The sequence below is a fragment of the Streptomyces sp. NPDC053076 genome, from assembly GCF_044546845.1.
GTDB lineage: Bacteria > Actinomycetota > Actinomycetes > Streptomycetales > Streptomycetaceae > Streptomyces.
The window spans coordinates 276,934-298,255 of record NZ_JBITZL010000005.1 but is presented as its reverse complement, the minus strand read 5'-3'; the positions used below and the strand labels follow the sequence as shown (position 1 = coordinate 298,255).

22 protein-coding genes are annotated in these 21,322 nt (G+C 71.2%); 14 read left to right on the top strand and 8 right to left on the bottom strand.

Annotated features, from left to right (window positions below):
• Nucleotides 1-6 precede the first annotated feature (6 nt).
• The 4 genes from ACIGYR_RS22685 to ACIGYR_RS22670 all read right to left on the bottom strand — a co-directional run bounded on the left by ACIGYR_RS22685 (nt 7) and on the right by ACIGYR_RS22670 (nt 2,657).
• Nucleotides 7-621: a hypothetical protein gene (locus ACIGYR_RS22685; RefSeq protein ID WP_391844569.1), complete on the bottom strand. Its 615-nt coding sequence runs from the start codon at nt 619-621 to the stop codon at nt 7-9.
• A complete protein-coding gene (locus tag ACIGYR_RS22680; RefSeq protein ID WP_391844571.1) occupies nt 618-992 on the bottom strand; it encodes a hypothetical protein in 375 nt (124 codons plus the stop codon). Before ACIGYR_RS22680 ends, ACIGYR_RS22685 begins: the two co-directional genes overlap by 4 nt.
• A 369-nt stretch (nt 993-1,361) precedes the next feature.
• A complete protein-coding gene (locus ACIGYR_RS22675; RefSeq protein WP_399600895.1) occupies nt 1,362-2,066 on the bottom strand; it encodes a L,D-transpeptidase in 705 nt (234 codons plus the stop codon).
• A 3-nt stretch (nt 2,067-2,069) separates the two neighbouring features.
• A complete protein-coding gene (locus ACIGYR_RS22670; RefSeq protein ID WP_399600892.1) occupies nt 2,070-2,657 on the bottom strand; it encodes a pyridoxamine 5'-phosphate oxidase family protein in 588 nt (195 codons plus the stop codon).
• A gap of 149 nt (nt 2,658-2,806) precedes the next feature.
• On the opposite strand from ACIGYR_RS22670, the gene ACIGYR_RS22665 reads away from it, so the two are divergent.
• The 5 genes from ACIGYR_RS22665 to ACIGYR_RS22645 all read left to right on the top strand — a co-directional run bounded on the left by ACIGYR_RS22665 (nt 2,807) and on the right by ACIGYR_RS22645 (nt 9,012).
• Nucleotides 2,807-4,000: an argininosuccinate synthase gene (locus tag ACIGYR_RS22665; protein WP_399600889.1), complete on the top strand. Its 1,194-nt coding sequence runs from the start codon at nt 2,807-2,809 to the stop codon at nt 3,998-4,000.
• Nucleotides 4,001-4,118: 118 nt separating this feature from the next.
• The gene (gene argH, locus ACIGYR_RS22660) at nt 4,119-5,552 is read left to right on the top strand and encodes an argininosuccinate lyase (RefSeq protein ID WP_391844581.1); all 1,434 of its coding nucleotides are present in this window, start codon (nt 4,119-4,121) and stop codon (nt 5,550-5,552) included.
• Between the two features lie 201 nt (nt 5,553-5,753).
• Entirely contained in the window at nt 5,754-6,725 is a 972-nt protein-coding gene (locus ACIGYR_RS22655; protein ID WP_391844583.1) for an aldo/keto reductase, read from the top strand.
• An 82-nt stretch (nt 6,726-6,807) separates the two neighbouring features.
• Nucleotides 6,808-7,356, top strand: coding sequence for a TetR/AcrR family transcriptional regulator (locus ACIGYR_RS22650; RefSeq protein ID WP_399600886.1), 549 nt, complete (start codon nt 6,808-6,810; stop codon nt 7,354-7,356).
• Between the two features lie 132 nt (nt 7,357-7,488).
• Nucleotides 7,489-9,012 (top strand): MFS transporter, encoded by a 1,524-nt coding sequence (locus ACIGYR_RS22645; protein WP_399600883.1) that lies wholly within the window; start codon nt 7,489-7,491, stop codon nt 9,010-9,012.
• 107 nt (nt 9,013-9,119) lie between these two features.
• Here ACIGYR_RS22645 and ACIGYR_RS22640 read toward each other — a convergent pair whose 3' ends face one another.
• Together ACIGYR_RS22640 and ACIGYR_RS22635 are read right to left on the bottom strand one after the other, a co-directional pair.
• Nucleotides 9,120-10,748, bottom strand: a complete 1,629-nt coding sequence (locus ACIGYR_RS22640; RefSeq protein ID WP_391844589.1) for a multicopper oxidase family protein — start codon at nt 10,746-10,748, stop codon at nt 9,120-9,122.
• 125 nt (nt 10,749-10,873) lie between these two features.
• Nucleotides 10,874-11,545, bottom strand: a complete 672-nt coding sequence (locus tag ACIGYR_RS22635) for a lysophospholipid acyltransferase family protein (RefSeq protein WP_391844928.1) — start codon at nt 11,543-11,545, stop codon at nt 10,874-10,876.
• Between the two features lie 343 nt (nt 11,546-11,888).
• On the opposite strand from ACIGYR_RS22635, the gene ACIGYR_RS22630 reads away from it, so the two are divergent.
• From ACIGYR_RS22630 to ACIGYR_RS22620, 3 genes are all read left to right on the top strand, one after another.
• A complete protein-coding gene (locus tag ACIGYR_RS22630; protein ID WP_399600879.1) occupies nt 11,889-13,064 on the top strand; it encodes a glycerophosphodiester phosphodiesterase in 1,176 nt (391 codons plus the stop codon).
• A 93-nt stretch (nt 13,065-13,157) separates the two neighbouring features.
• Nucleotides 13,158-13,664 carry a sigma-70 family RNA polymerase sigma factor gene (locus ACIGYR_RS22625; RefSeq protein WP_399600877.1) on the top strand — a complete coding sequence of 169 codons (507 nt, stop codon included), beginning with the start codon at nt 13,158-13,160 and terminating at the stop codon, nt 13,662-13,664.
• A gap of 45 nt (nt 13,665-13,709) precedes the next feature.
• Entirely contained in the window at nt 13,710-14,207 is a 498-nt protein-coding gene (locus ACIGYR_RS22620; RefSeq protein ID WP_391844930.1) for a GNAT family N-acetyltransferase, read from the top strand.
• Nucleotides 14,208-14,348: 141 nt separating this feature from the next.
• On the opposite strand, the gene ACIGYR_RS22615 is transcribed toward ACIGYR_RS22620, so the two are convergent.
• Both ACIGYR_RS22615 and ACIGYR_RS22610 read right to left on the bottom strand, forming a co-directional pair.
• Entirely contained in the window at nt 14,349-14,768 is a 420-nt protein-coding gene (locus ACIGYR_RS22615; RefSeq protein WP_391844595.1) for a hypothetical protein, read from the bottom strand.
• A gap of 1 nt (nt 14,769) precedes the next feature.
• Nucleotides 14,770-15,129, bottom strand: coding sequence for a hypothetical protein (locus tag ACIGYR_RS22610; protein ID WP_399600874.1), 360 nt, complete (start codon nt 15,127-15,129; stop codon nt 14,770-14,772).
• A 69-nt stretch (nt 15,130-15,198) separates the two neighbouring features.
• Here ACIGYR_RS22610 and ACIGYR_RS22605 point away from each other — a divergent pair, with 69 nt between their 5' ends.
• The 6 genes from ACIGYR_RS22605 (at nt 15,199) to cbiE (ending at nt 21,165) form a co-directional block, all read left to right on the top strand.
• Nucleotides 15,199-15,849, top strand: coding sequence for an HAD family hydrolase (locus ACIGYR_RS22605; protein WP_399600872.1), 651 nt, complete (start codon nt 15,199-15,201; stop codon nt 15,847-15,849).
• A 397-nt stretch (nt 15,850-16,246) separates the two neighbouring features.
• Entirely contained in the window at nt 16,247-17,281 is a 1,035-nt protein-coding gene (locus ACIGYR_RS22600) for a methionine ABC transporter ATP-binding protein (RefSeq protein WP_399600870.1), read from the top strand.
• Nucleotides 17,278-18,015: a methionine ABC transporter permease gene (locus tag ACIGYR_RS22595; protein WP_399600868.1), complete on the top strand. Its 738-nt coding sequence runs from the start codon at nt 17,278-17,280 to the stop codon at nt 18,013-18,015. The genes ACIGYR_RS22600 and ACIGYR_RS22595 overlap by 4 nt, the downstream gene beginning before the upstream one ends.
• A gap of 66 nt (nt 18,016-18,081) precedes the next feature.
• Entirely contained in the window at nt 18,082-18,912 is an 831-nt protein-coding gene (locus tag ACIGYR_RS22590) for a MetQ/NlpA family ABC transporter substrate-binding protein (protein ID WP_391844605.1), read from the top strand.
• Nucleotides 18,913-19,213: 301 nt separating this feature from the next.
• Entirely contained in the window at nt 19,214-19,852 is a 639-nt protein-coding gene (locus tag ACIGYR_RS22585) for a GNAT family N-acetyltransferase (protein ID WP_391844607.1), read from the top strand.
• 101 nt (nt 19,853-19,953) lie between these two features.
• Nucleotides 19,954-21,165 carry a precorrin-6y C5,15-methyltransferase (decarboxylating) subunit CbiE gene (gene cbiE, locus ACIGYR_RS22580; protein WP_391844609.1) on the top strand — a complete coding sequence of 404 codons (1,212 nt, stop codon included), beginning with the start codon at nt 19,954-19,956 and terminating at the stop codon, nt 21,163-21,165.
• The last annotated feature ends 157 nt before the right edge of the window (nt 21,166-21,322 follow it).

Genomic DNA, 21,322 nt, shown 5'->3' with positions numbered 1-21,322 from the left:
CCCCCGTCACTGTGCCGAACCGCAGGTGCCGGCCGGAGTCACCGCCAGCACCGTGCGCGCGGACAGCACGAGCCGCTCGTGGCCGCCGTCCCGCGCGATCTCCAGTACGACCCCGTCCCGGCCGGAGCCGACGAACTCCCCGCAGCGCTCGCCGGACGTCGTCGTGACCCGAACCAGGTGGTCCGGTGGCGACTCGGTGGTCACCCAGGCCACGACGACCGCGCCGGCCACCAGGACGAGCCCCGCCCCGGAGCACAGCGAGGCGTACCGCAGGGCCCGGCTGACCCGGACGATCTCCCGTTCCGTCCAGCGGCGCAGCGACTGGCCCGCGAGCAGCACCCGGTCGCCGGGGTGGCCGTGCGCGGCGCGCACCGCGAGCACCGAGCCGGCGACGAAGAGCAGGAACGCGGCCCCGAGGGCGGCGCTCGCCGCCAGCCGCGCGGTGCCGGGCAGCTGGGCGAGGTCGTCGCGGCCCTTCAGCGTGACCAGGACGGTGAGCAGCGCGGTGAGACCGGCGAGCCCGTTGCGCCAGCCCTCCGCCTGCCGCCGCAGCTCCGGGAGCTGGGTGAACTCCAGCTCCCGGGCGAGCTGCGCCCACCGGCGGTCGGTCTGGGCACTCACGCGGTCCCGCCTTGCAGGAGCGTGGTGATCCGCCAGCTGGCACCGCAGCCGGCGGGGGCGTCCGGCGGCAGGTTCGGGTGGGGGTGTCCGCACTCGCAGAAGTACACCTCGCGGGCGAGGGCCTCCGCGTCGTCCCCCGGGGGCGCTGTGCGGCCGGCGAGCCACGACAGCAGGCCCTTGGTGCCGGTACCGGGCAGGCCGTGCCGGTACTCGGTCCGGGTACTGCCGTGGCAGCGCGGGCAGGCGCCCTCCACCACGATGGCGTCCCCGGCGGGGGAGCGGCGGCGGGTGAAGGGGGCGGTCGTCGGGCCCAGGTCCTCCTCGGCGTAGACCGTGGAGAAGTCATGGGCCCGGGCAGGGGCTTGGGTCATACGGCGTCGTCCACTCGGAAGGCATCGGGCATGATGCTGCGGCTGCGGCTGCGGCTGCGGCTGTCGCTGCCGAAGCGGCTGCGGAGGCGATCCGCGAGCGGCCCGGAACCCGCCGTCGCGGGCGCCCGCCCGGCGCCGGCCGGCGCAGCGTCGTGCCTTCGTGCCATGTCCCCTCCCACCAGCAGGGAACCATGATGGCATCAGCTACCGACAACGCGGCGGGGAAAGGGAGTTCGGAGGCCGCGGAGTCCATGGACCGAGGAGTTCAGGTCCGCGTTCCAGGGAGCGAGGAGTTCGGGTCCGCGGAGTTCGCGGGCCGAGGAGTTCGGGTCCGCGGAGTTCGTGGAGCGTGGCGTTGCCGGGCGGGCTTCAGTAGCGGGTGAGCGCCGTTTCCCCGCTCTCCGTCCCGATCGCGACGTGAGGCTTCGCCCTGGGATCGGCCCAGGTGAGGAGCCGCCGCATCGCGTCCTCCGGCACCGACACGCACCCGGCCGTCGCCGCCTCGCCGTTGACGTGAAGGAAGATCCCGGCTCCGCGCCCCCGGACCGGCCGGTCGTAGTTGAAGCCGATGACCAGGCCGTACGCGTACTGGGCCGCATAGTCGACGAGGTGCTCGGACTCGGCGGCGCGGCAGTCCGCGGGCAGGGGATCGACCCAGCGGTTGTACGAGGTGGAGTCGTTGTCCTGGCACCACCAGGAGCTGTCCTTGACGGCCCGGTACGCGACCGCCGTCCCGTCCGGCGCCGTCTTGATCCCGAAGGCGAAGGGGAGGTCGTACAGCCCGGTCGGCGTCGTGTTCGTGCCCTGCTTGCGGGTGTCGCCGTCCACCAGCCCGCCGGACCCGAAGCGGGCCGGCGCGGATCCGGCCTGGGTCCACTGCCCGTCCCGGAGGTCCCACCAGCTGACCGTGCCCTCGGTGGCGCTGGTGTCCGGGGCCTGGGCGAGGATCAGCTGGCTGCCGCCGCCCGTGTCCGCCATTTCCGCCGGCAGCGGCGCCGGGCCGGTACCGGGCGCGGCGCCGAGCAGGGCGAGGGAGGAGGCGGAGACGAGGGCGAGGACCACACCGGGGCGCATGGCTCAGACGGTAGACGGCGGCAACGGCAACGGCAGCCCGGGTAGGCCGTCCAGGCTTGTCGCGACGTGCTCCTTCTTGGTGAAGTACGCGTCCAGCGAGGCGTCGTCCTCGCGCGCGAACCGCTTGGCGTGCAGGTCGCGGTCCTCCTCGTACGCCATGTAGGGGACGGCGTATCCGCAGGTGTCCCGCACCAGCTCGGCGTGCACCACGATGATCGCGCGCAGGCCGTGCGCGGTGTGGTCGATGTCCGGGAACCGGCAGAGAAGTTCCGGGAAGCGCGGATCGTCGCGGAAGACCGGCTCGCCCCGGCCGTGCACGCGCACGATGTTCGGCGGGCCCTGGAAGGCGCACCACATCAGTGTGATCCGCCCGTTCTCCCTGAGGTGGGCGATGGTCTCGGCGTTGGACCCGGCGAAGTCCAGGTAGGCCACCGTGAGTTCGTCGAGAACGACGAAGGATCCCGTCAGGCCCTTGGGGGAGAGGTTGACCGTGCCGTCGGCGGTGAGCGGGGCGGTCGCGGTGAAGAAGAGGGGCTGTCGCTCGATGAAGGAGCGGAGTCTGCCGTCTATGCGCTCGTAGGTCTTTCCCATGTCTGCCGAGTATCGCCGTGATTCGTTCGCCTGTCTAACAATTCACCCGATCGACGGGTGTACGCGCGTCGCCCGGAGCGCTGATTGACGAAACATGCGGAACCCTGCATACTCATGCATGTCAGCGAATGCACTGTGAGGAGAAACCCGTGACCGAGCGCGTCGTACTCGCCTATTCAGGCGGTCTGGACACCTCCGTCGCCATCGGCTGGATCGCCGAGGAGACGGGCGCCGAGGTCATCGCCGTTGCGGTCGACGTCGGCCAGGGCGGCGAGGACCTGGGCGTCATCCGCAAGCGCGCCCTCGCGTGCGGCGCGGTGGAGGCCGAGGTCGCCGACGCCAAGGACGAGTTCGCCGACGAGTACTGCCTCCCGGCGATCAAGGCCAACGCCCTGTACATGGACCGTTACCCGCTGGTCTCCGCCCTCTCCCGGCCGACGATCGTCAAGCACCTCGTCGCCGCCGCCAAGAAGCACGGCGCCACCACGGTCGCCCACGGCTGCACCGGCAAGGGCAACGACCAGGTCCGCTTCGAGGCCGGCATCGTCGCCCTCGCCCCCGACCTGAAGTGCATCGCCCCGGTCCGTGACTACGCGATGACCCGGGACAAGGCGATCGCCTTCTGCGAGGCCAAGCAGCTCCCGATCGCCACCACCAAGAAGTCCCCCTACTCCATCGACCAGAACGTCTTCGGGCGCGCGGTCGAGACGGGCTTCCTGGAGGACATCTGGAACGCGCCGATCGAGGACATCTACGAGTACACCTCCAACCCGGCCGTCCCGCGCGAGGCCGACGAGGTGATCATCAGCTTCGAGGCGGGCGTCCCGGTCGCCATCGACGGCAAGCCCGTCACCGTCCTTCAGGCCATCCAGCAGCTCAACGAGCGCGCCGGCGCCCAGGGCATCGGCCGGATCGACATGGTCGAGGACCGCCTCGTCGGCATCAAGTCCCGCGAGGTCTACGAGGCTCCGGGCGCGATCGCGCTCATCACGGCCCACCAGGAGCTGGAGAACGTCACCGTCGAACGCGAGCTGGCCCGCTACAAGAAGCAGGTCGAGCAGCGCTGGGGCGAGCTGGTCTACGACGGCCAGTGGTTCTCCCCGCTCAAGCGCGCCCTGGAGGGCTTCATCAACGAGGCCAACCAGCACGTCACCGGCGACATCCGGATGACCCTGCACGGCGGCCGCGCGGTCGTCACCGGCCGGCGCTCGGAGTCGTCCCTGTACGACTTCAACCTCGCCACCTACGACACCGGCGACACCTTCGACCAGGCCGCGGCCAAGGGCTTCATCGACATCTACAGCCTGTCGTCGAAGATCGCCGCCAAGCGGGACCTGGCCTGAGGCTTCCCGGTCACCTCACACGCATCAGCCTGACAGCCGCCTCCTCGCCTGCAAGGGTGGGGAGGCGGTCGCACACAGACGTCTGTGGCACGAAGACATCTTCCGAGGAGCAACGCAAGTGAGCAGCAACAGCGGTGACGTACGGCTCTGGGGCGGCCGTTTCGCCGACGGTCCCGCCGAGGCCCTGGCGAAGCTGTCCGCGTCCGTCCACTTCGACTGGCGGCTCGCGCCCTACGACATCGCCGGTTCGCGTGCCCACGCGCGCGTGCTGCACAAGGCGGGGCTCCTCACCGAGGACGAGCTGCGGCGGATGATCGCCGGGCTGGACCGGCTGGAGGCGGACGTCGCCGACGGCTCCTTCACCGGCACGATCGCCGACGAGGACGTCCACACCGCCCTGGAGCGCGGACTGCTGGAGCGCCTCGGCCCGGATCTCGGGGGCAAGCTGCGCGCGGGCCGGTCGAGGAACGACCAGGTCGCGACCCTCTTCCGGATGTACCTGCGGGACCACGCCCGGACGATCGGCGGCCTGATCGCCGACCTCCAGGACGCCCTGATCGGCCTCGCCGAGGCCCACCCGGACGTCGCGATGCCCGGCCGCACCCACCTCCAGCACGCCCAGCCGGTGCTCTTCGCCCACCACGTCCTCGCGCATGCGCAGTCCCTGGCCCGGGACGCCGAGCGGCTGCGGCAGTGGGACGAGCGGACGGCCGTGTCGCCGTACGGCTCCGGCGCGCTCGCGGGCTCCTCGCTCGGTCTGGACCCGGAGGCGGTGGCCGAGGACCTCGGCTTCGAGCACGGCAGCGTCGGCAACTCCATCGACGGCACGGCCTCCCGCGACTTCGTCGCCGAGTTCGCCTTCATCACCGCGATGATCGGGGTGAACCTCTCCCGGATCGCCGAGGAGATCATTCTCTGGAACACGAAGGAGTTCTCCTTCGTCACCCTGCACGACGCGTTCTCCACGGGCTCGTCGATCATGCCGCAGAAGAAGAACCCGGACATCGCCGAGCTGGCCCGGGGCAAGTCCGGCCGCCTGATCGGCAACCTGACGGGCCTGCTGGCGACCCTGAAGGCCCTGCCCCTCGCCTACAACCGCGACCTCCAGGAGGACAAGGAGCCGGTCTTCGACTCCTGCGACCAGCTGGAAGTACTGCTCCCCGCCTTCACCGGCATGATCGCCACCCTCACCGTCCACCGCGAGCGCATGGAGGAGCTGGCCCCGGCCGGCTTCTCGCTCGCCACCGACATCGCCGAGTGGCTGGTCAGGCAGGGCGTGCCGTTCCGCGTGGCGCACGAGGTCGCGGGGGAGTGCGTCAAGGTGGCCGAGGCCGACGGCAAGGAGCTGGACGACCTCACGGACGAGCAGTTCGCGAAGATCTCCGCCCACCTGACCCCCGAGGTCCGTACGGTCCTCAACGTCCCCGGTGCCCTCGCCTCCCGCGACGGCCGCGGCGGTACGGCACCGAGCGCGGTCGCCGTGCAGCTGGCGGAGGTGAAGGCGGACGTGGCGGCCCAGCACCGGTGGGCGGACGCCAAGAAGAAGGGCTGAGGGCGGCGCCCCCGCGAGGGGCGCGAGGCCGGTCGGTGTGCGGCTCCACCGCGTGGGCGCGACGACCCGCATCCGACCCGCACCCGCCGCACCGCCGCTCGAACCAACCCCTGAGGAGAAGGTCATCACGGGTTACGTTGGTCAGCAGCCGCGCCGGAGCCGCATCGGAGCCGCACCGGAGCCGACCGAACGGAGCCCGCGATGCCCTTCGCCCGACTGGCCACAGCGACAACCCCCACCTGCCACATCGGACTGGGCCTCGCCGCCGTCGGCCGCCCGGGCTACATCAATCTCGGCCGCGAGAGCGACCTCCCCGAGGACCGCACGGTCGAGGTCCTGCGGGAGCGCACACACGAACTCCTCGACGCCGCCTACGCCCAGGGCGTCCGCTACTTCGACGTCGCCCGTTCCTACGGCCGTTCCGAGGAGTTCCTGGCCGACTGGCTGAAGGCCCACCCCGACATCGACGACATCGTGGTGGGCAGCAAATGGGGCTACACCTACACCGCCGACTGGTCGGCTGACGCCGAGACGCACGAGGTCAAGGACCACGGCCTCGACACCTACGACCGGCAGCGCGCCGAGACCGACGCCCTGCTCGGTGACCGGCTCGACCTCTACCAGATCCACTCGGTGACCCCAGACAGCCCGGCCCTCACCGACAGGGATCTCCACGCCAGGCTGGCCGAAGCCGCCGCCGGCGGTCTGACCGTCGGCTTCTCCACCAGCGGTCCGGGGCAGGCCGACGCGATCCGCGCCGCCCTCGCCGTCACGGTCGACGGCGAGCCCCTCTTCCGTACCGTCCAGTCGACGTACAACGTCCTGGAGACCTCGGCCGGCCCCGCCCTCGCCGAGGCGCACGACGCCGGGCTCACCGTGATCGTCAAGGAGGGCATGGCGAACGGCCGGCTGGCCGCGTCGCACGCCCCGGACATGCTGAGGGCGGTGGCCGAGGAGACCTCCCTCGGCTGTGACGCCGTGGCTCTCGCCTGGGTCCTGCGCCAGCCGTGGGCCGGCGTGGTCCTCTCCGGTGCCGCGACCGTCCCGCAGCTCCTCTCCAACCTGCACGCCCCCGCCGTCGACCTCGACGTGGACCAGCTGACCCGCCTCGCCACGCTGAAGGAGGAGCCGGGCGCCTACTGGGAGCGGCGGGGACAGCTGCCCTGGCACTGACGATCACCGTGCTGACCAGCAGAGATGAGTCACGTATGCCTATGGTGAGACAAAGATGTCTCACATGGGCTATCCTTGTCTCATGGCTCTCGATCGTGACCAGGTGCTGCGCAGCGCAGCCGCCCTGCTGACGCGCAAGTCCACCGCGACCATGGACGAGGTCGCCAAGGCCGCCGGGATCAGCCGGGCCACGCTGCACCGCCATTTCGCCGGCCGCGACGCCCTCGTCCGGGCCCTGGAGGCGCTCGGCATCGCCGAGTGCGAGACGGCACTGGAGACGGCCCGGCTGGACGAGGGCCCGGCGGCCGAGGCCGTACACCGGCTCGTCCGCGCGCTCGAACCCGCCGGCGGACTGCTCGCCTTCCTCTACACCGAGAACCAGCTTTTCGAGGGCGAGCAGCAGAACCAGGGCTGGGCCCGCATCGACGAACGCCTCACGGCTCTGTTCCGGCGCGGCCAGGAGGCCGGCGAGTTCCGGATCGACCTCACTCCGGCCTGGCTCACCGAGGCGCTGTACGGCCTGCTGGCCTCCGGCGCCTGGGCCGTGAGCGAGGGCCGGGTGGCCGCCAAGGACTTCACCTACATGATCGTCGAGCTGCTGCTCGGCGGCGTCCGACGCACCGACGCGTGACGAAGGCGCGTGACGAAGGCGCGTACCGAAGCTCCGTACCGAAAACGCGTGACGAAGACCCGTAAAGAAGACGCGTGAACTGACGCGCGTGACGAAGACGCGTGACGAAGACGCGTGACGAAGAGAGGAATCATGACCAGCACCCTGCAGCCGGCACACGCGACCGAGGCGGTGACGCGTCCGGGCCGCTGGCTCGCGCTGTCCGTCCTCGTCCTGGCTGTGCTGCTGGTGGCCGTCGACGCCACCGTCCTCGGCCTGGCGACCCCCTACATCAGCGAAGACCTCGATCCCTCCGGCACCCAGCTGCTGTGGATCGGTGACGTCTACTCCTTCGTCATCGCCGGTCTGCTGGTCTCCATGGGCAGCCTCGGCGACCGCATCGGCCGCAAGCGGATCCTGCTCGTCGGCGCGACGGTGTTCGGCGCGATCTCCGTGCTCAACGCCTACGCGACGACACCCGAGTTGATGATCCTGGCCCGGGCGCTGCTCGGTGTGGCGGGCGCGACCCTGATGCCCGCCACCCTGGCCCTGATCCGCAACATCTTCCACGACCCGCGCGAGCGCAGCCTGGCCGTCGGCATCTGGGGAGCCACCGCCTCCGCCGGTACGGCCGTCGGCCCGATCGCCGGCGGATTCCTCCTCGAACACTTCTGGTGGGGCTCGGTCTTCCTGATCAACCTGCCCGTGATGGCGGTCCTGGTCCTGGTCGGCATCCGCACCCTGCCCGAGTCCCGCAACCCCCACCCGGGCCCGTGGGACCTGCCCGGCGTCCTGCTGTCGCTGGTCGGCATGATCGCCCTCGTCTACGCGGTCAAGGAGGCGGCCACCCACGGCTTCACCTGGACGACCCTCGGCACCGGCCTGCTGGGCGCGGCGGCCCTGTACGGCTTCGTCCACCGCCAGCTCACCATGCCGGTCCCGCTGCTGGACATGCGTCTGTTCCGGCGCCGCGGCTTCAGCGGAGCGGTCCTCGCCGACCTGCTGACGGTCCTCGGCATGTCCGGGCTGGTGTTCTTCCTCTCCCAGTACCTGCAACTCGTCCAGGGCCGACACCCGTTCGAGGCGGGGCTGGCCGAACTGCCCGCGGCGGTGGGCGCGGTGGCGGCGGGTCTGATCGCGGGCCGTGCCGCCCGGCGCTTCTCGGTCCGTACGGTGGTCACGGGCGGCCTGGCCGCGGTCGGTGGGGCCCTGGCCGCCCTGACGACGCTCGGCCAGTCCACCGGCTACCCGCTGCTCGGTGCCGCCCTGCTGGTCGTGGGCGTCGGCGCGGGCTTCTCCTTCACGGTGACCGCCGACGTCATCCTCTCCAGCGTCCCTAAGGATCAGGCGGGCGCCGCCTCGGCGGTCTCCGAGACGGCCTACGAGCTGGGCGCGGCCCTGGGCATCGCTCTACTGGGCTCCATCGTGACCGGTGCCTACCGTGACTTCGCGGGGCCGGCCGGCACCCCGGCCATGGCCCACGAGTCCCTGGGCGCGGCGGTGGAGACCGCGGCGGACATGCCACCGCACCAGGCGCAGGCACTTCTCGACGCGGCCCGGGACAGCTTCGTCCACGGCCTCCACCTGGCCTCCGGAGCGGGCGCGGCGGTCCTGCTGGCGGCCTCCGCGGTGGCGTGGGTCCTGCTGAGGGACCAGAAGCTGGACAGCGCCGGCTGAGGTGACGTCCGCTAGGGGCGCGGGACCGTGTCCCGGGCGGGTGTGCCGCGGCGGCTCGACAAGCCGCGCCGCACCCGCGCCCCGTTCGGGGCGAACCACCCCGAGGGTCACTTCTTGTAGCCGAGCACCGTCATCATCCCGCTCTCCGAGTGGTACTGGTTGTGACAGTGCAGCATCCACAGTCCCGGGTTGTCGGCGTCGAAGTCGATCACCAGCTTGCGGTGCGGCAGCACGAGGGCGGTGTCCTTGCGCGCGCCCACGGAGTCCAGGCCGGTCACCGAGAAGGTGTGGCCGTGCAGGTGCATCGGGTGCCACATGCTCGTGGCGTTGATGAGGGTGAGCCGCACCCGTTCACCGGCGCGGACCGGGTGGCGCTGCTGCGCGGAGTATGCCTTGTGGTCGAAACCCCAGTCGAAGTTCTCCATGCTGCCGGTGATCCTGATGCGCAGTTCGCGGTCGGGGTCACGCTCACGGAGGGCCACGGAGTCGGCCGGCAGCAGGCGGCGCGCGGGGACGGTGTTCCCGTCGAGTTCGTCCGGGCGGACGTCGGCCGGGGGGAGGTTCCTGTTCCCCTTGTCGGTGCGCAGCACGGCGAGGGCCTTGCCCTTCTTGCCCTCGGGGAGCGCGACCAGGGGAAAGACACCGTCCTGGACGGTGACGAGAACGTCGTACCGTTCCGCCATCCCGACGAGGAGGGCGTCGGTCTCCTTGTGCTTCACGGGATAGCCGTCGGTGTGCGTGACGGTCATCTTGTGGCCGCCGAGCGCCACCCGGAAGGCGGTCTCCGAACCGGCGTTGATGATGCGCAGCCGCACGCGGTCGCCGGGACGGCAGCGGAACACCGACGGATTGCCGGGCAGCCGCCCGTTCACCAGGTAGTGCGGGTAGGCGACGCTGCCGCCCTCGCCGTGGAGCATGCGGCTGTGGGAGTTGTGCAGCACCCGGTCGGGGCCCGAGGACTTCTTGGACGGCGACGCGTGCCCGCCCGTCGGCCGGCTCGGGCTCGCGCTGTGGTGGTCCGGTCCCATGGCCATGCCCCCCATGTCCATGGAGCCGCCGGGCTTGAGCTGGTTCAGGACGTTGTCGGGGGTGGAGCCCTCCACGCCGTCGAGCCAGTCGTCCAGCATCACGACCCACTCCTTGTCGTAGGAGAGGGGCTCCTTGGGGTCCTCGACGATGAGCGGCGCGTACAGGGCCCGGTCGGGCTGCATCCCGACGTGGGAGTGCAGCAGGTAGGTCCCCGGGTGGGCGACGGTGAAGTGGTAGCGGAAGTCGTCCCCGGAGCGGATGGCGCGCTGGGTCAGGTCCGGGACGCCGTCCATGTCGCAGCGCAGCCGGACCCCGTGGGAGTGCAGCGTGGTCGTGGCGGGCAGCCGGTTGGCGAGCGTCAGGTCGAGCACGTCACCGGCGGTGACCCGCACCAGCGGGCCCGGCACCTCCTCGTTGTACGCCCAGGTGCGGACCGACCGCCCACCCAGGTCCAGCTTGGCTTCCTCGGCGGTGAACCTAAAGGTGCGCACGCGGCCGGCCCCACGTTTCCGCTCGGCGGCGAGGACCTCCGGGTCCGACGGGTTGACGTACCCCTTGGGCCCGGCCGGGACGAACCTCTCCCCGTCGCGCGCGCCTTGGGGTCCGGAGCTGGGCTCGGAATCGGAACTGGTGCAGGCTGCCAGGAACCCCGCGCCGGCCGCGGCGATCGGGGTACGGAGCAGAGTACGCCGAGAAGGTTTGTACATGTCCTGAATCAGACATGTTGCGTGGTCATATGGCCCCTTTATAGAGCCGAATGCCCGATGTGTCGGCGTCAGATTCCACCGGCAGGCGGACGGACACCGGCCCCGAGCCGGTCCGTCGGACGGCTCTAGGCGGCCTTGGCCTTGGTGGCGTACATGTCCACGTACTCCTGGCCCGACAGCCGCATGACTTCGGCCATGACGGAGTCGGTCACGGCCCGCAGCACATACCGGTCGCGGTCCATGCCCTCGTACCGCGAGAACTCCATGGCCTCGCCGAAGCGGACGGTGACCCGGCCGGGACGCGGGATGCCCCGGCCGCCCGGCTGCAGCTTGTCCGTGCCGATCATGGCGAACGGCACCACCGGCGCGCCGGTCATCAGCGTCAGCCGCGCGATGCCGGTGCGCCCCCGGTACAGCCGGCCGTCGGGCGAGCGCGTGCCCTCCGGGTAGATCCCGAAGACTTTGCCCTCCTCCAGGATCCGACGACCGGTCATCAGGGCGGCGACGCCGCCGTTCGCCCCGTCCCGGTCCACCGGGATCATGCCGACGCCGGTGAAGAACCACGCCATGAGCCGGCCCTTGACGCCCTTGCCGGTGACGTACTCGTCCTTGCCGATGAAGAACACCTGGCGCTTGGTGACGATCGGCAGCACGATCGAGTCGATGAACGTGAGGTGATTACCGGCCAGAATCACCGGCCCGTCTCCCGGGATGTGCTCCGCACCCTCCACCTGTGGGCGGAACATCAGGCGCATGATCGGTGCGAGCACTGCCTTGATGAGCGCGAAGCGGGACAACGGGTCCTCCGATGTCAAGGGGGGCGATATGAGTCTGTGCAGGTGAGGACATTACTCGCGGCGCCGGTCCGCGCGCACATCGGGGACGCCCGGTTCACCGAGGTCTTACGAAGTGTTGACGCGGGTTTACCTGCGGTGGTGCACGCAGGACGGCGGGTAACGGCCTTGCGGGGATGTGACGGACATCGCGCGGACAGGGGCCCCGCCCGCAGACGGTCCGTCACCTCGCCCCCCGTCGACACGCGACATCATCCGGGTGTTCGAACGAGGGCCTCCCTCCGGACATGTGTACGCCCCTACGATCGGCGCGCACTGAAGGAGCGAAAGCGGCAGGAGAGTGCTCATGGGCAGCGACCAGGCGAACGGGCGGACACAGGGAACGGGACGGCGGGCGCTCCTCGGCGCCGCGGTGCTCGGCGCGGGCGGAGCGGTCCTCGGACTGCCCGGCGCGGCCCGGGCCGCCGACGCGCGGACGGCCGGGCACGGGGGCCGCGGTCTGAGGAGCCTGCCGGTGCCGACGATCATCGGCCACCGGGGCGCCAGTGGCTACCGCCCCGAGCACACCTTCGGCTCGTACAACCTGGCCCTGGACCTGGGCGCCGACGTGGTCGAGGCGGGCGACCTGGTGCCCACCAGGGACGGCCATCTGGTCTGCCGGCACGAGCCGGAGATCGGCGGCACGACGGACGTCGCCGCGCATCCGGAGTTCGCCGGCCGCAGGACCACCAAGGTGCTCGACGGCGTCCCCACCACCGGCTGGTTCAGCGAGGACTTCACGCTCGCCGAGCTGAAGCGGCTGCGCGCGGTCGAGCGCATCCCCGCCAACCGGCCGCACAACACCCTCTACAACGGCCGCTGGGAGATCCCCACCTTCGAGGAAGTCCTCAAGTGGCAGGACGAGCAGACCCGCAAGCGCGGCAAGCAGGTCTGGATCTACCCGGAGACCAAGCACCCCACCTACTTCCGCAAGCTGGGCCTCGGCCTGGAGGAGCGGGTGGCGAAGCTGCTGCGCAAGTACGGCAAGGACAACCGGAACTCCCCGGTCATCCTCCAGTCCTTCGAGCCCACCAGCATCCAGAAGCTGAACCAGCTGGTCGACAACCCGCTCGTCGTCCTGCTCTCCTCGGCCGACAGCCGCCCCTACGACTTCGTCGAGGCGAACGACCCGCGTACGGTCGCCGACCTCATCACGCCCCGGGGCCTGCGTGAGATCGCCGGCTACGCCCAGGGCATCGGCCCGACCCTGGACCTGGTCATCCCGAAGAAGGCGGACGGCACCCTGGCCGAGCCGACCACGCTGGTCGCCGACGCGCACAAGGTCGGTCTGGTCCTGCACCCGTACACCATGCGCAACGAGAACCCCTTCCTGCCCGCCGAGTACCGCAAGGGCGGCGGCGCCGACGCCTACGGCGATGTCTTCGGCGCCTTCAAGACGTACTTCGCGACCGGCATCGACGGCGTCTTCACCGACAACGCCGACACCGGACTGCTCGCCCGCGCCGACTTCCTGAACGGCTGACGGCGTCAACCCACCGCACCGGCCGGCACCTCGTTCGGGGTGACTGTGCGCCGCCCCGGCAACCGGCCGCCGGGGCGGCGCGTCGTTCCGCGTATGACGCACGACCTGGTAGCCGCCCTGCGCCCCCTGCTCACCGCCGAAGCCTCCGCCGAGGCACATGCCTTCGGAAGTGAGCCGGGCGACCTGGAACAGGCCGTGTGGCTGCGGCTGCTGGAGCGGCTGGAGACCGACGGGCCGCCGTCGGACCCGCCCGGCTGGCTGCGCAAGGCCGTCCGCGCCGAGGCCCGCCGCAGCCGCCGTACCACGCGCCTCGAACGGCCGTACGGCGATGAACCGGCCGACGACCTCCGCCCCGGACCCGAACAGCACGCCCTGACCGCCGCCCGGTACCGCGCTGTGCGGGAGGCGGTGCGCCGCCTGCCGGGGCGCTGTCCCCGTCTCATGGAGGCGCTGCTCTCCCCGCGGGACCTGACATACCGGGAAATCGCGGGGGAGTTGGGTATCTCACAGGGCAGTCTCGGCCCGGAACGCTCCAGATGTCTGGGATGTCTGCGCCGATTGCTCACACCGGAGGTTGCACCGTGCGAAGCACGGGGATAGGAGTGAGGGACGACAGGTGATCAGGTGAGCGGGAGGCGTGCGCACATGGGCATGAGCGTGACCATCTCGGTGGCGACCGAGCAGGACGCGGAGCAGATCTTCAGGCTCCAGTACCTGTGCTTCCAGGGCGAGGCGGCGCTGTACGGCAACTACCGCATCGACCCGCTCGTGCAGAGCCTGGAGTCCGTCCGTCAGGAGGTCGCCTCCGACTGCGTCTTCGTCGCCCGGCTCGGTGACGAGGTGGTCGGCGCGGTGCGCGGCAAGCTCACCGAGGACGGCGCGGCGGCCATCGGCAGGCTCTGCGTCCACCCGCGCCTGCAGGGCCACGGCATCGGCGCGCGGCTGCTGCGCGCGGCCGAAGCGTCCTTGGCCGAGGAGCGCGGCGCCACCAGGTTCCGTCTCTTCACCGGCCACCGCAGCGAGGGCAACCTCCGCCTGTACCGCCGCTCCGGCTACGAGGCGGTCGGCCGCTCCAAGGGTGCGGACGGAGTGGAACTGATCATCCTGGAGAAGCCGGCGGGCACCTTCGTGGCCACGGCGTGAGAAAGCGCCCCGAGGGCGTGGGCGACCGCGCGGGTGACCGGGGCGCGCCCGCGTCACCGGGCGCACCCGCTTGACCGGGACGTACCCGCGTAACAGGGCGCACCTGCGTACCGGCGACGCACCCGCGCCCGTGAGCCTGCCTCAGGCAGCCCGCCCGGCAGACGCCTTCCGCAACCAGCGCATGGCGGAAAGCGGCAACAGGACGGGGATGAAGAGGTACCCGGCCCCGTACTTCGACCACACGGTCGCATCCGGAAACGCGGACGGCTCGACCAGCGTCCAGGTGCCGACGATCAGCACGCCCGCCAACTCGGCGGCGCAGCACACCAGCGCCGCCCTGCGGGCCGTCTCGCCACCCCGGACCAGCGTGTACGTGATGAACGCGTACACCACTCCGGCCACGGCCGACAAGGAATACGCGAGCGGCGCCCGGTCGAACTCCGTGGCGATCTGGTACGCCGAACGCGACACCGCGCCGACCACCATCACGCCGTAGAGCCAGACGAGCAGGACGCCCGGCCCGCTGATCAGCCGGACGGGCTTCTCCTCCACCGCCGTCACCTCAGCCTCCCCAGATGTCGTAGAGCCGTACTTCCAGGACGGCCAGCACCACGCCGCCCGCCGCGACCGTCACCGAGCCCCAGCGGGTCCGCTCGGCCAGCGACATGAGCCCCGCAGCCGGGACGCACGCGAACGCGCCCAGCAGATACGCCACGAAGATCGTCGTGCCCTGCTCCGGCTTCTCGCCCCGCGCCAGCTGCACGACCCCGAAAACCAGCTGGACGACGGCCAGCAGCGACACCACGGCCATGGCGATGAAATGCCAGTCCTTCGTCGGCTGGTCACGATGGGCGGCCCAGCCGCACCAGGCGGCGAGCAGCAGCGCGGCGACGCCGGTCACCAGCGTCAGGGCATTGAGCATGCCGTGACCTTATTACGGCGGAATCGGGCGCCGGCCGCCGCCCCCGCCGTACCCCGTAGGGTCTAGACCATGACGATCCACGCGCACGCCCTCCTGTTCGACAACGACGGCACCCTTGTCTCCTCCCTCGATTCGGTCGAGCGCTGCTGGACCCGCTGGGCCGGGGAGTACGGGATCACCGCCGAGGAGTTCGGGCGCGTGGAACTGCACGGACGCACGGCCGTCGAGATCGTCGGCGACCTGCTGCCCGCCCGCCTGGTGCCGGAGGCCGTCGCCCGGGTCGAGCAGCTGGAGGTCGAGGACGTGGCGAACGGCGGCGTGCGCCTGCTGCCCGGGACCCGGGAGTTCCTGGACTCCCTGCCCGCCGACCGCTGGGCCGTCGTCACCTCCGCCACCCGGCGCCTGGCCGAGGCCCGCCTGGGTGCCGTCGGCATCCTCCCGAAGGCCCTGATCTCGGCCGACGACGTCACCCGTGGCAAGCCCGACCCCGAGCCCTACCTGCTCGCCGCCCGGCAGCTCGGCGTCGACCCCGCCCACTGCGTCGTCTTCGAGGACGCCCCCGCCGGACTGCGGGCCGGCCGCGCGGCCGGCATGACCACCGTGGCGTTGGCCACAACCCACCAGGCGACCGAGCTGGACGCCGACCTGGTGGTGACGGACCTGTCGGCCTTGTCGGCACTGGCCACCGACGGGGGAGTGGAGATAGCCGTCCGCGGCTGAGCCCCCGGCCGGCCCTGTCCGCCGCTGTCCACTATGCGGACGGCGGCGTCCGGTCAGGACCGCCCGTCTGCTTTACTGATCGCATGACCACGACGAGCTGCCGCACCCTTGCGACCGAGGCGACCCTCACGCCCGGTGCTCGTTGTATGTGTCCGTGTCGAATGTGCGCCTTCTAGAGGGCCCCCGCACCAACCGAGCCTCGCGCCCCGAAGCGAGAGCCGCGGCCCGCCCGGCGTCCGACTCCGGCCGTACGCGACCGAAGGCCGCCGCGCGCACACGACGTTCTCCCCGGTTCCACCGCCACCCGAGAACCGTGCCGCGTCCCTGAACGAACGCACGAAACGCACCGTGCCCGGGCACACCCACGCCCGCGCACTCGACAGTGACGGAAACCCACGTGATCACCACATCGGGCCTGACCAAGGTCTACCGCTCCCGCGGCCGTGAGGTCACCGCCCTCGACGGCGTCGACCTCCACGTCCGCGAAGGCGAGGTCTACGGCGTCATCGGCCAGTCCGGCGCCGGCAAGTCCTCCCTCATCCGCTGCGTCAACCTGCTGGAGCGCCCCACCTCCGGCACCGTGACCGTCGCCGGGCAGGACCTCACCGCCCTGGCCGGCCGCGGCCCGCGCGCCGGCCGGGAACTGCGCCAGGCCCGCAGCCGGATCGGCATGGTCTTCCAGCACTTCAACCTGCTGTCCACGCGGACCGTCCAGGACAACGTCGAACTGCCGCTGGAGATCCTCGGCAAGTCCGGCAAGGCGCGCTCCCGCAAGGCGCTGGAACTGCTCGACCTCGTCGGCCTCGCCGACAAGGCCAAGGCGTACCCCGCCCAGCTCTCCGGAGGCCAGAAGCAGCGCGTCGGCATCGCCCGCGCCCTCGCCGGCGACCCCAAGGTGCTGCTCTCCGACGAGGCCACCAGCGCCCTCGACCCGGAGACCACCCGCTCCATCCTCCAGCTGCTGCGCGACCTGAACCGGCAGCTGGGCCTGACCGTCCTGCTCATCACCCACGAGATGGACGTCGTGAAGTCGATCTGCGACTCCGCCGCGCTGATGGAGCGGGGCCGGATCGTGGAGTCCGGCACGGTCAGCGAGCTGCTGGCCACCCCGGATTCGGAGCTCGCCGCCGCGCTGTTCCCGGTGGGCGGCGAGGCGACCGGCCCCGACCGGACCGTCCTCGACGTCACCTTCCACGGCGAGGCCGCCACCCAGCCGGTCATCTCCCAGCTCGCGCGCACCTACAACATCGACATCTCGATCCTCGGCGCCGCCATCGACACCGTCGGCGGCCTGCAGGTCGGCCGGATGCGCATCGAACTGCCGGGCCGCTACGAGGACAACGTGGTGCCGGTCGGCTTCCTGCGCGAACAGGGCCTGCAGATCGACGTAGTGGGCCAGGAGGCCCTGCTGGTGAAGGAAGGTGCCAAGTGACCTGGTCGGAGATGCAGCCACTGCTGTCGCAGGCGTGTTCCGAGACGTTCACCATGGTGCTCTGGTCCACCCTGATCGCCGTCGTCGTCGGCCTTCCGCTCGGCATCCTCCTCGTCCTCACGGACCGGGGCGGCCTGCTCCAGAACGTCGTCGCCAACAAGGTGATCGGCCAGATCGTGAACATCGGCCGGTCCATGCCGTTCATCATCCTCATGGTCGCGCTGATGACCTTCACACGCTGGGTCACCGGGACGACGATCGGCACCACCGCGGCGATCGTGCCGCTCGCCATCGGCGGCATCCCCTTCTTCGCCCGCCTGGTCGAGACGGCCGTCCGCGAAGTGGACCACGGGCTCGTCGAGGCCGTGCAGTCCATGGGCGGCAACACCTGGACGATCGTCCGCAAGGTCCTCGTCCCCGAGGCCCTGCCCTCGCTGATCGCCAGCACCACCACCACGATCATCGCCCTCATCGGCTACTCCGCCATGGCCGGCACGGTCGGTGGCGGCGGCCTCGGCGACCTCGCCGTCCGCTACGGCTACCAGCGCTTCGAGACCCAGCTGATGTGGATCACCGTGGCGATCCTCGCCGTCGTCATCTCCCTCATCCAGTTCGCCGGCGACTTCGCCGCCCGCGCCCTGCACGGCCGCGGCGCGCGCTCCGGCCCCATGCCGGCTCTCCGCCTGCTGAAGGCCAAGGAGCCCGCGGCGGCCGACGTCAGCAAGGTCGCCTGAGCACTCCCCGAACTCCCCGTACACCCATACACGGGGTCGCACCACCCTTAAGGAAAGGCACTTTTCGTGCGTAACACCGCCAAGCTCACCACCGCCGTCCTCGCCGCCGGAGCCCTCACCCTCGGGCTGACCGCCTGCGGCTCCGGCAAGGACTCCGCCTCCTTGGACACCGACGGCCCGCTGGTCGTCGCCGCGAGCCCGACCCCGCACGCCGAGATCCTCGACTTCGTCAAGGACAAGCTGGCGAAGAAGGCGGGCCTCGACCTGGAGGTCAAGGAGTTCACCGACTACATCACGCCGAACACGGCGACCGAGGACGGCTCGGTCGGTGCCAACTACTTCCAGAACCAGCCGTACCTCGACGACTTCAACAACAAGCGCGGCACCCACATCGTGCCCGTCGTCACGGTGCACCTGGAGCCGCTCGGCCTGTACTCCCACAAGGTCAAGAAGGCCGACGCCCTCAAGAGCGGTGCGACCGTCGCCGTCCCGAACGACGCCGTCAACGAGGCCCGCGCCCTGAAGCTGCTCGCCGCCAACGGGCTCATCACCCTCAAGGACGGCGTCGGCAACGAGGCCACCCCGCAGGACATCACCAAGAACCCCAAGGACCTCAAGTTCAAGGAGGTCGAGGCGGCCCAGACCCCGCGCTCCCTGGACGACGTGGACGCGGCCGTGGTCAACGGCAACTACGCCATCTCCGCGGGTCTGAAGCCGGCCAAGGACGCCCTCGTCCTGGAGTCCCCGAAGAACAACCCCTACGGCAACTTCCTCGCCGTGAAGAAGGGCAACGAGAACGACCCGCGGGTCAAGAAGCTCGCCAAGCTCCTCACCTCGCCCGAGGTCAAGAAGTTCATCGAGGACAAGTACCAGGGCTCGGTCATCCCGTCCTTCTGATCCGACCGGCGAGGTGCTCCCCTGCGCAGAGGTGCTCCCCTGCGCAAGGGACCACCTCTCCGCCGGCGCCGGAGGCGTCCCCTCGGACGTCACGGCCGGCGCCCGGCACCTGAAGACCGGCCGGAAGCCGCCACGGCCGACAGCACGTACACGGCGTTTCGCGACGCACGGGGTCCGCGCCCTCACCGGGTGTGGACCCCGTCGTGCGGTTCGGTGGTTCCATGCTGCATGCTGGGCAGTTCAGCAGGCCCCACGGCCCTGACGGTCTTTCGAGCACTTCCCGAAGGTTACGGAGCGGCGCATGACGAGCACCTTCCCCAACATCTCCATCAGCACGGAGCGGTTGGTGCTGCGTCCCCTGGACGAGGACGACGTCCCCGCCCTGGCCGACATGATGAACGACGAGCAGGTCGTCGCCTGGACCACCGTGCCCCACCCCTACACCGAGGCCGACGCCCGCCAGTGGATCACCCGGCTCGCCCCGGACGAACGCACCGAGGGCCGCGGCATCGTCCTCGCCGTCACCGAGTTCCTCACCCAGCGGCTCGTCGGAATCGTGCACCTGCGGAACACGGACTGGCGCGTGCGCTCGAGCGAGATCGCCTACGTCATCGCCCCCTGGGCCCGCGGCGAGGGATACGCCTCGGAAGCGGCCCTGGCCACCGCCCAATGGCTCTTCCACGACCAGAAGTTCGAGCGGCTCGAACTGCGCACCGCCGCCGACAACACCGCCTCCCAGCAGGTGGCCCAGAAGATCGGCTGCATCAGCGAGGGCGTGCTGCGCAACGCCTGGATAGCACGCGCCAGGCCCGACGACGGGACCTGGACCGAAGTGCGTACGGACGTGATCGTCTGGAGCCTGCTGCCGGAGGACCTGGCCGGGGTCGGCGAGCAGCTGGCCGACACGGGTGGTTTCACCTCGTACTCGGACTGGGACTGAGCCCGCGAGGCGGAGCCTCCCAGCCTCACCAGGTACCCTCACGGAGCCCGCCCCGGGCTTTTCCCCCAAGACCTGAGCAAAACTCCTGGAGACTGACGACGATGGCCGACCGGGTCACGGTGATCGGCTGGGACGGCTCGCCGCTGACCGACGCGGCACGGGCCGCCCTCGGCGCCGCCACCCTCGTGGCCGGTGCCGCCCACCACCTGGCACTGCCCGAGGTGCCGCCCCGCGCCGAACGCATCCGCCTCGGCAGCCTCGCCCTGGCCGCGCGCCGCATCGCGGCCCACCGCGGCACCGCGGTCGTGCTCGCCGACGGCGATCCCGGCTTCTTCGGCATCGTACGCACCCTGCGGGCCCCCGAGTTCGGCCTGGAGGTCGAGGTCGTCCCCGCCGTCTCCGCCGTCGCCGCCGCCTTCGCCCGCGCCGGCATGCCCTGGGACGACGCCCACGTCGTCGTCGCCCACCCGCGCACCCTGCGCCGGGCCGTGAACGTCTGCCGCGCCCACACCAAGGTCGCCGTCCTCACCGCACCGGGGGCCGGCCCCGCCGAGCTCGGCCTCCTGCTGGAGGGCGTCCACCGCACCTTCGTCATCTGCGAGGAACTGGGCACAGGACGCGAACAGGTCACCGTCGTCACCTCCGACAAGGCCGCCGACCACACCTGGCGCGACCCCAACGTGGTGATCGTCATCGGCGGGCCGGCCGGAGCGGCCGAGGGCGGCGGCTGGATCGCCGGACGCGACCCGGCCACCGGCCCGCGCGGCTGGGTGCAGCCCGACGGGACCTACGGCGGCGGACTCGGCGAGGGCGAGACGGAACTGCTGCGGGCCACCCAACTCGCCCGCCTCGGGCCCCGGGTCGGCGACCTCGTGTGGGACATCGGCTGCGGCTCGGGCGCGTTCGCCGCCGAGGCCGCGCGGGCCGGTGCGGCCGTCATCGCCGTCGACCACGATCCGGCCGCCTGCGCCCGCGCCGATGGGGCCGCGCGCCGGTCCGGCGTCCAGCTCCAGGTCGTCCACGGCAGCGCTCCGCACGTCCTCGAGTACCTGCCCGAGCCGGACGTGGTACGGGTCGGCGGCGGCGGAGCGGCCGTCGTCTCCGCGGTCGCCGACCGGCGCCCGCAGCGCATCGTCACGCACGCCGCGACCCGGGACGCGGCCGAACGCGTCGGCCGCGACCTGACCGAGCACGGTTACCGGGTCGAGTGCGCCCTGCTCCAGTCCGTCGAACTCGACACCAGGGCCTGGACGGAGACCGAGCGGAACGTAGCGTTCCTGCTCAGCGGGGTACTGCCGGATCGCGCCCCGTGATCGGGTTGTCGTACCGCGCGCGGTAGGCTGGCCGATCGTTGTACCGCACCGGTGGCCCGAACTTCGTTCGCCAATGTCCGGATCGCACGCCCGTTTTGGGGTGGGTGTGGTACTGCGGGACCGGAGGACGCGCAACGTGGCGCAGTCCACAGCGGGC

Coding starts and splice junctions, on each gene's coding strand:
- ACIGYR_RS22680 (WP_391844571.1), bottom strand. CDS start 992: ATGACCCAAGCCCCTGCCCGGGCCCATGACTTCTCCACGGTCTACGCC.
- ACIGYR_RS22675 (WP_399600895.1), bottom strand. CDS start 2,066: ATGCGCCCCGGTGTGGTCCTCGCCCTCGTCTCCGCCTCCTCCCTCGCC.
- ACIGYR_RS22670 (WP_399600892.1), bottom strand. CDS start 2,657: ATGGGAAAGACCTACGAGCGCATAGACGGCAGACTCCGCTCCTTCATC.
- ACIGYR_RS22655 (WP_391844583.1), top strand. CDS start 5,754: ATGCCCTTCGCCCGACTGGCCACAGCGACAACCCCCACCTGCCACATC.
- ACIGYR_RS22650 (WP_399600886.1), top strand. CDS start 6,808: ATGGCTCTCGATCGTGACCAGGTGCTGCGCAGCGCAGCCGCCCTGCTG.
- ACIGYR_RS22645 (WP_399600883.1), top strand. CDS start 7,489: ATGACCAGCACCCTGCAGCCGGCACACGCGACCGAGGCGGTGACGCGT.
- ACIGYR_RS22640 (WP_391844589.1), bottom strand. CDS start 10,748: ATGTACAAACCTTCTCGGCGTACTCTGCTCCGTACCCCGATCGCCGCG.
- ACIGYR_RS22630 (WP_399600879.1), top strand. CDS start 11,889: ATGGGCAGCGACCAGGCGAACGGGCGGACACAGGGAACGGGACGGCGG.
- ACIGYR_RS22625 (WP_399600877.1), top strand. CDS start 13,158: ATGACGCACGACCTGGTAGCCGCCCTGCGCCCCCTGCTCACCGCCGAA.
- ACIGYR_RS22620 (WP_391844930.1), top strand. CDS start 13,710: ATGGGCATGAGCGTGACCATCTCGGTGGCGACCGAGCAGGACGCGGAG.
- ACIGYR_RS22610 (WP_399600874.1), bottom strand. CDS start 15,129: ATGCTCAATGCCCTGACGCTGGTGACCGGCGTCGCCGCGCTGCTGCTC.
- ACIGYR_RS22605 (WP_399600872.1), top strand. CDS start 15,199: ATGACGATCCACGCGCACGCCCTCCTGTTCGACAACGACGGCACCCTT.
- ACIGYR_RS22585 (WP_391844607.1), top strand. CDS start 19,214: ATGACGAGCACCTTCCCCAACATCTCCATCAGCACGGAGCGGTTGGTG.
- cbiE (WP_391844609.1), top strand. CDS start 19,954: ATGGCCGACCGGGTCACGGTGATCGGCTGGGACGGCTCGCCGCTGACC.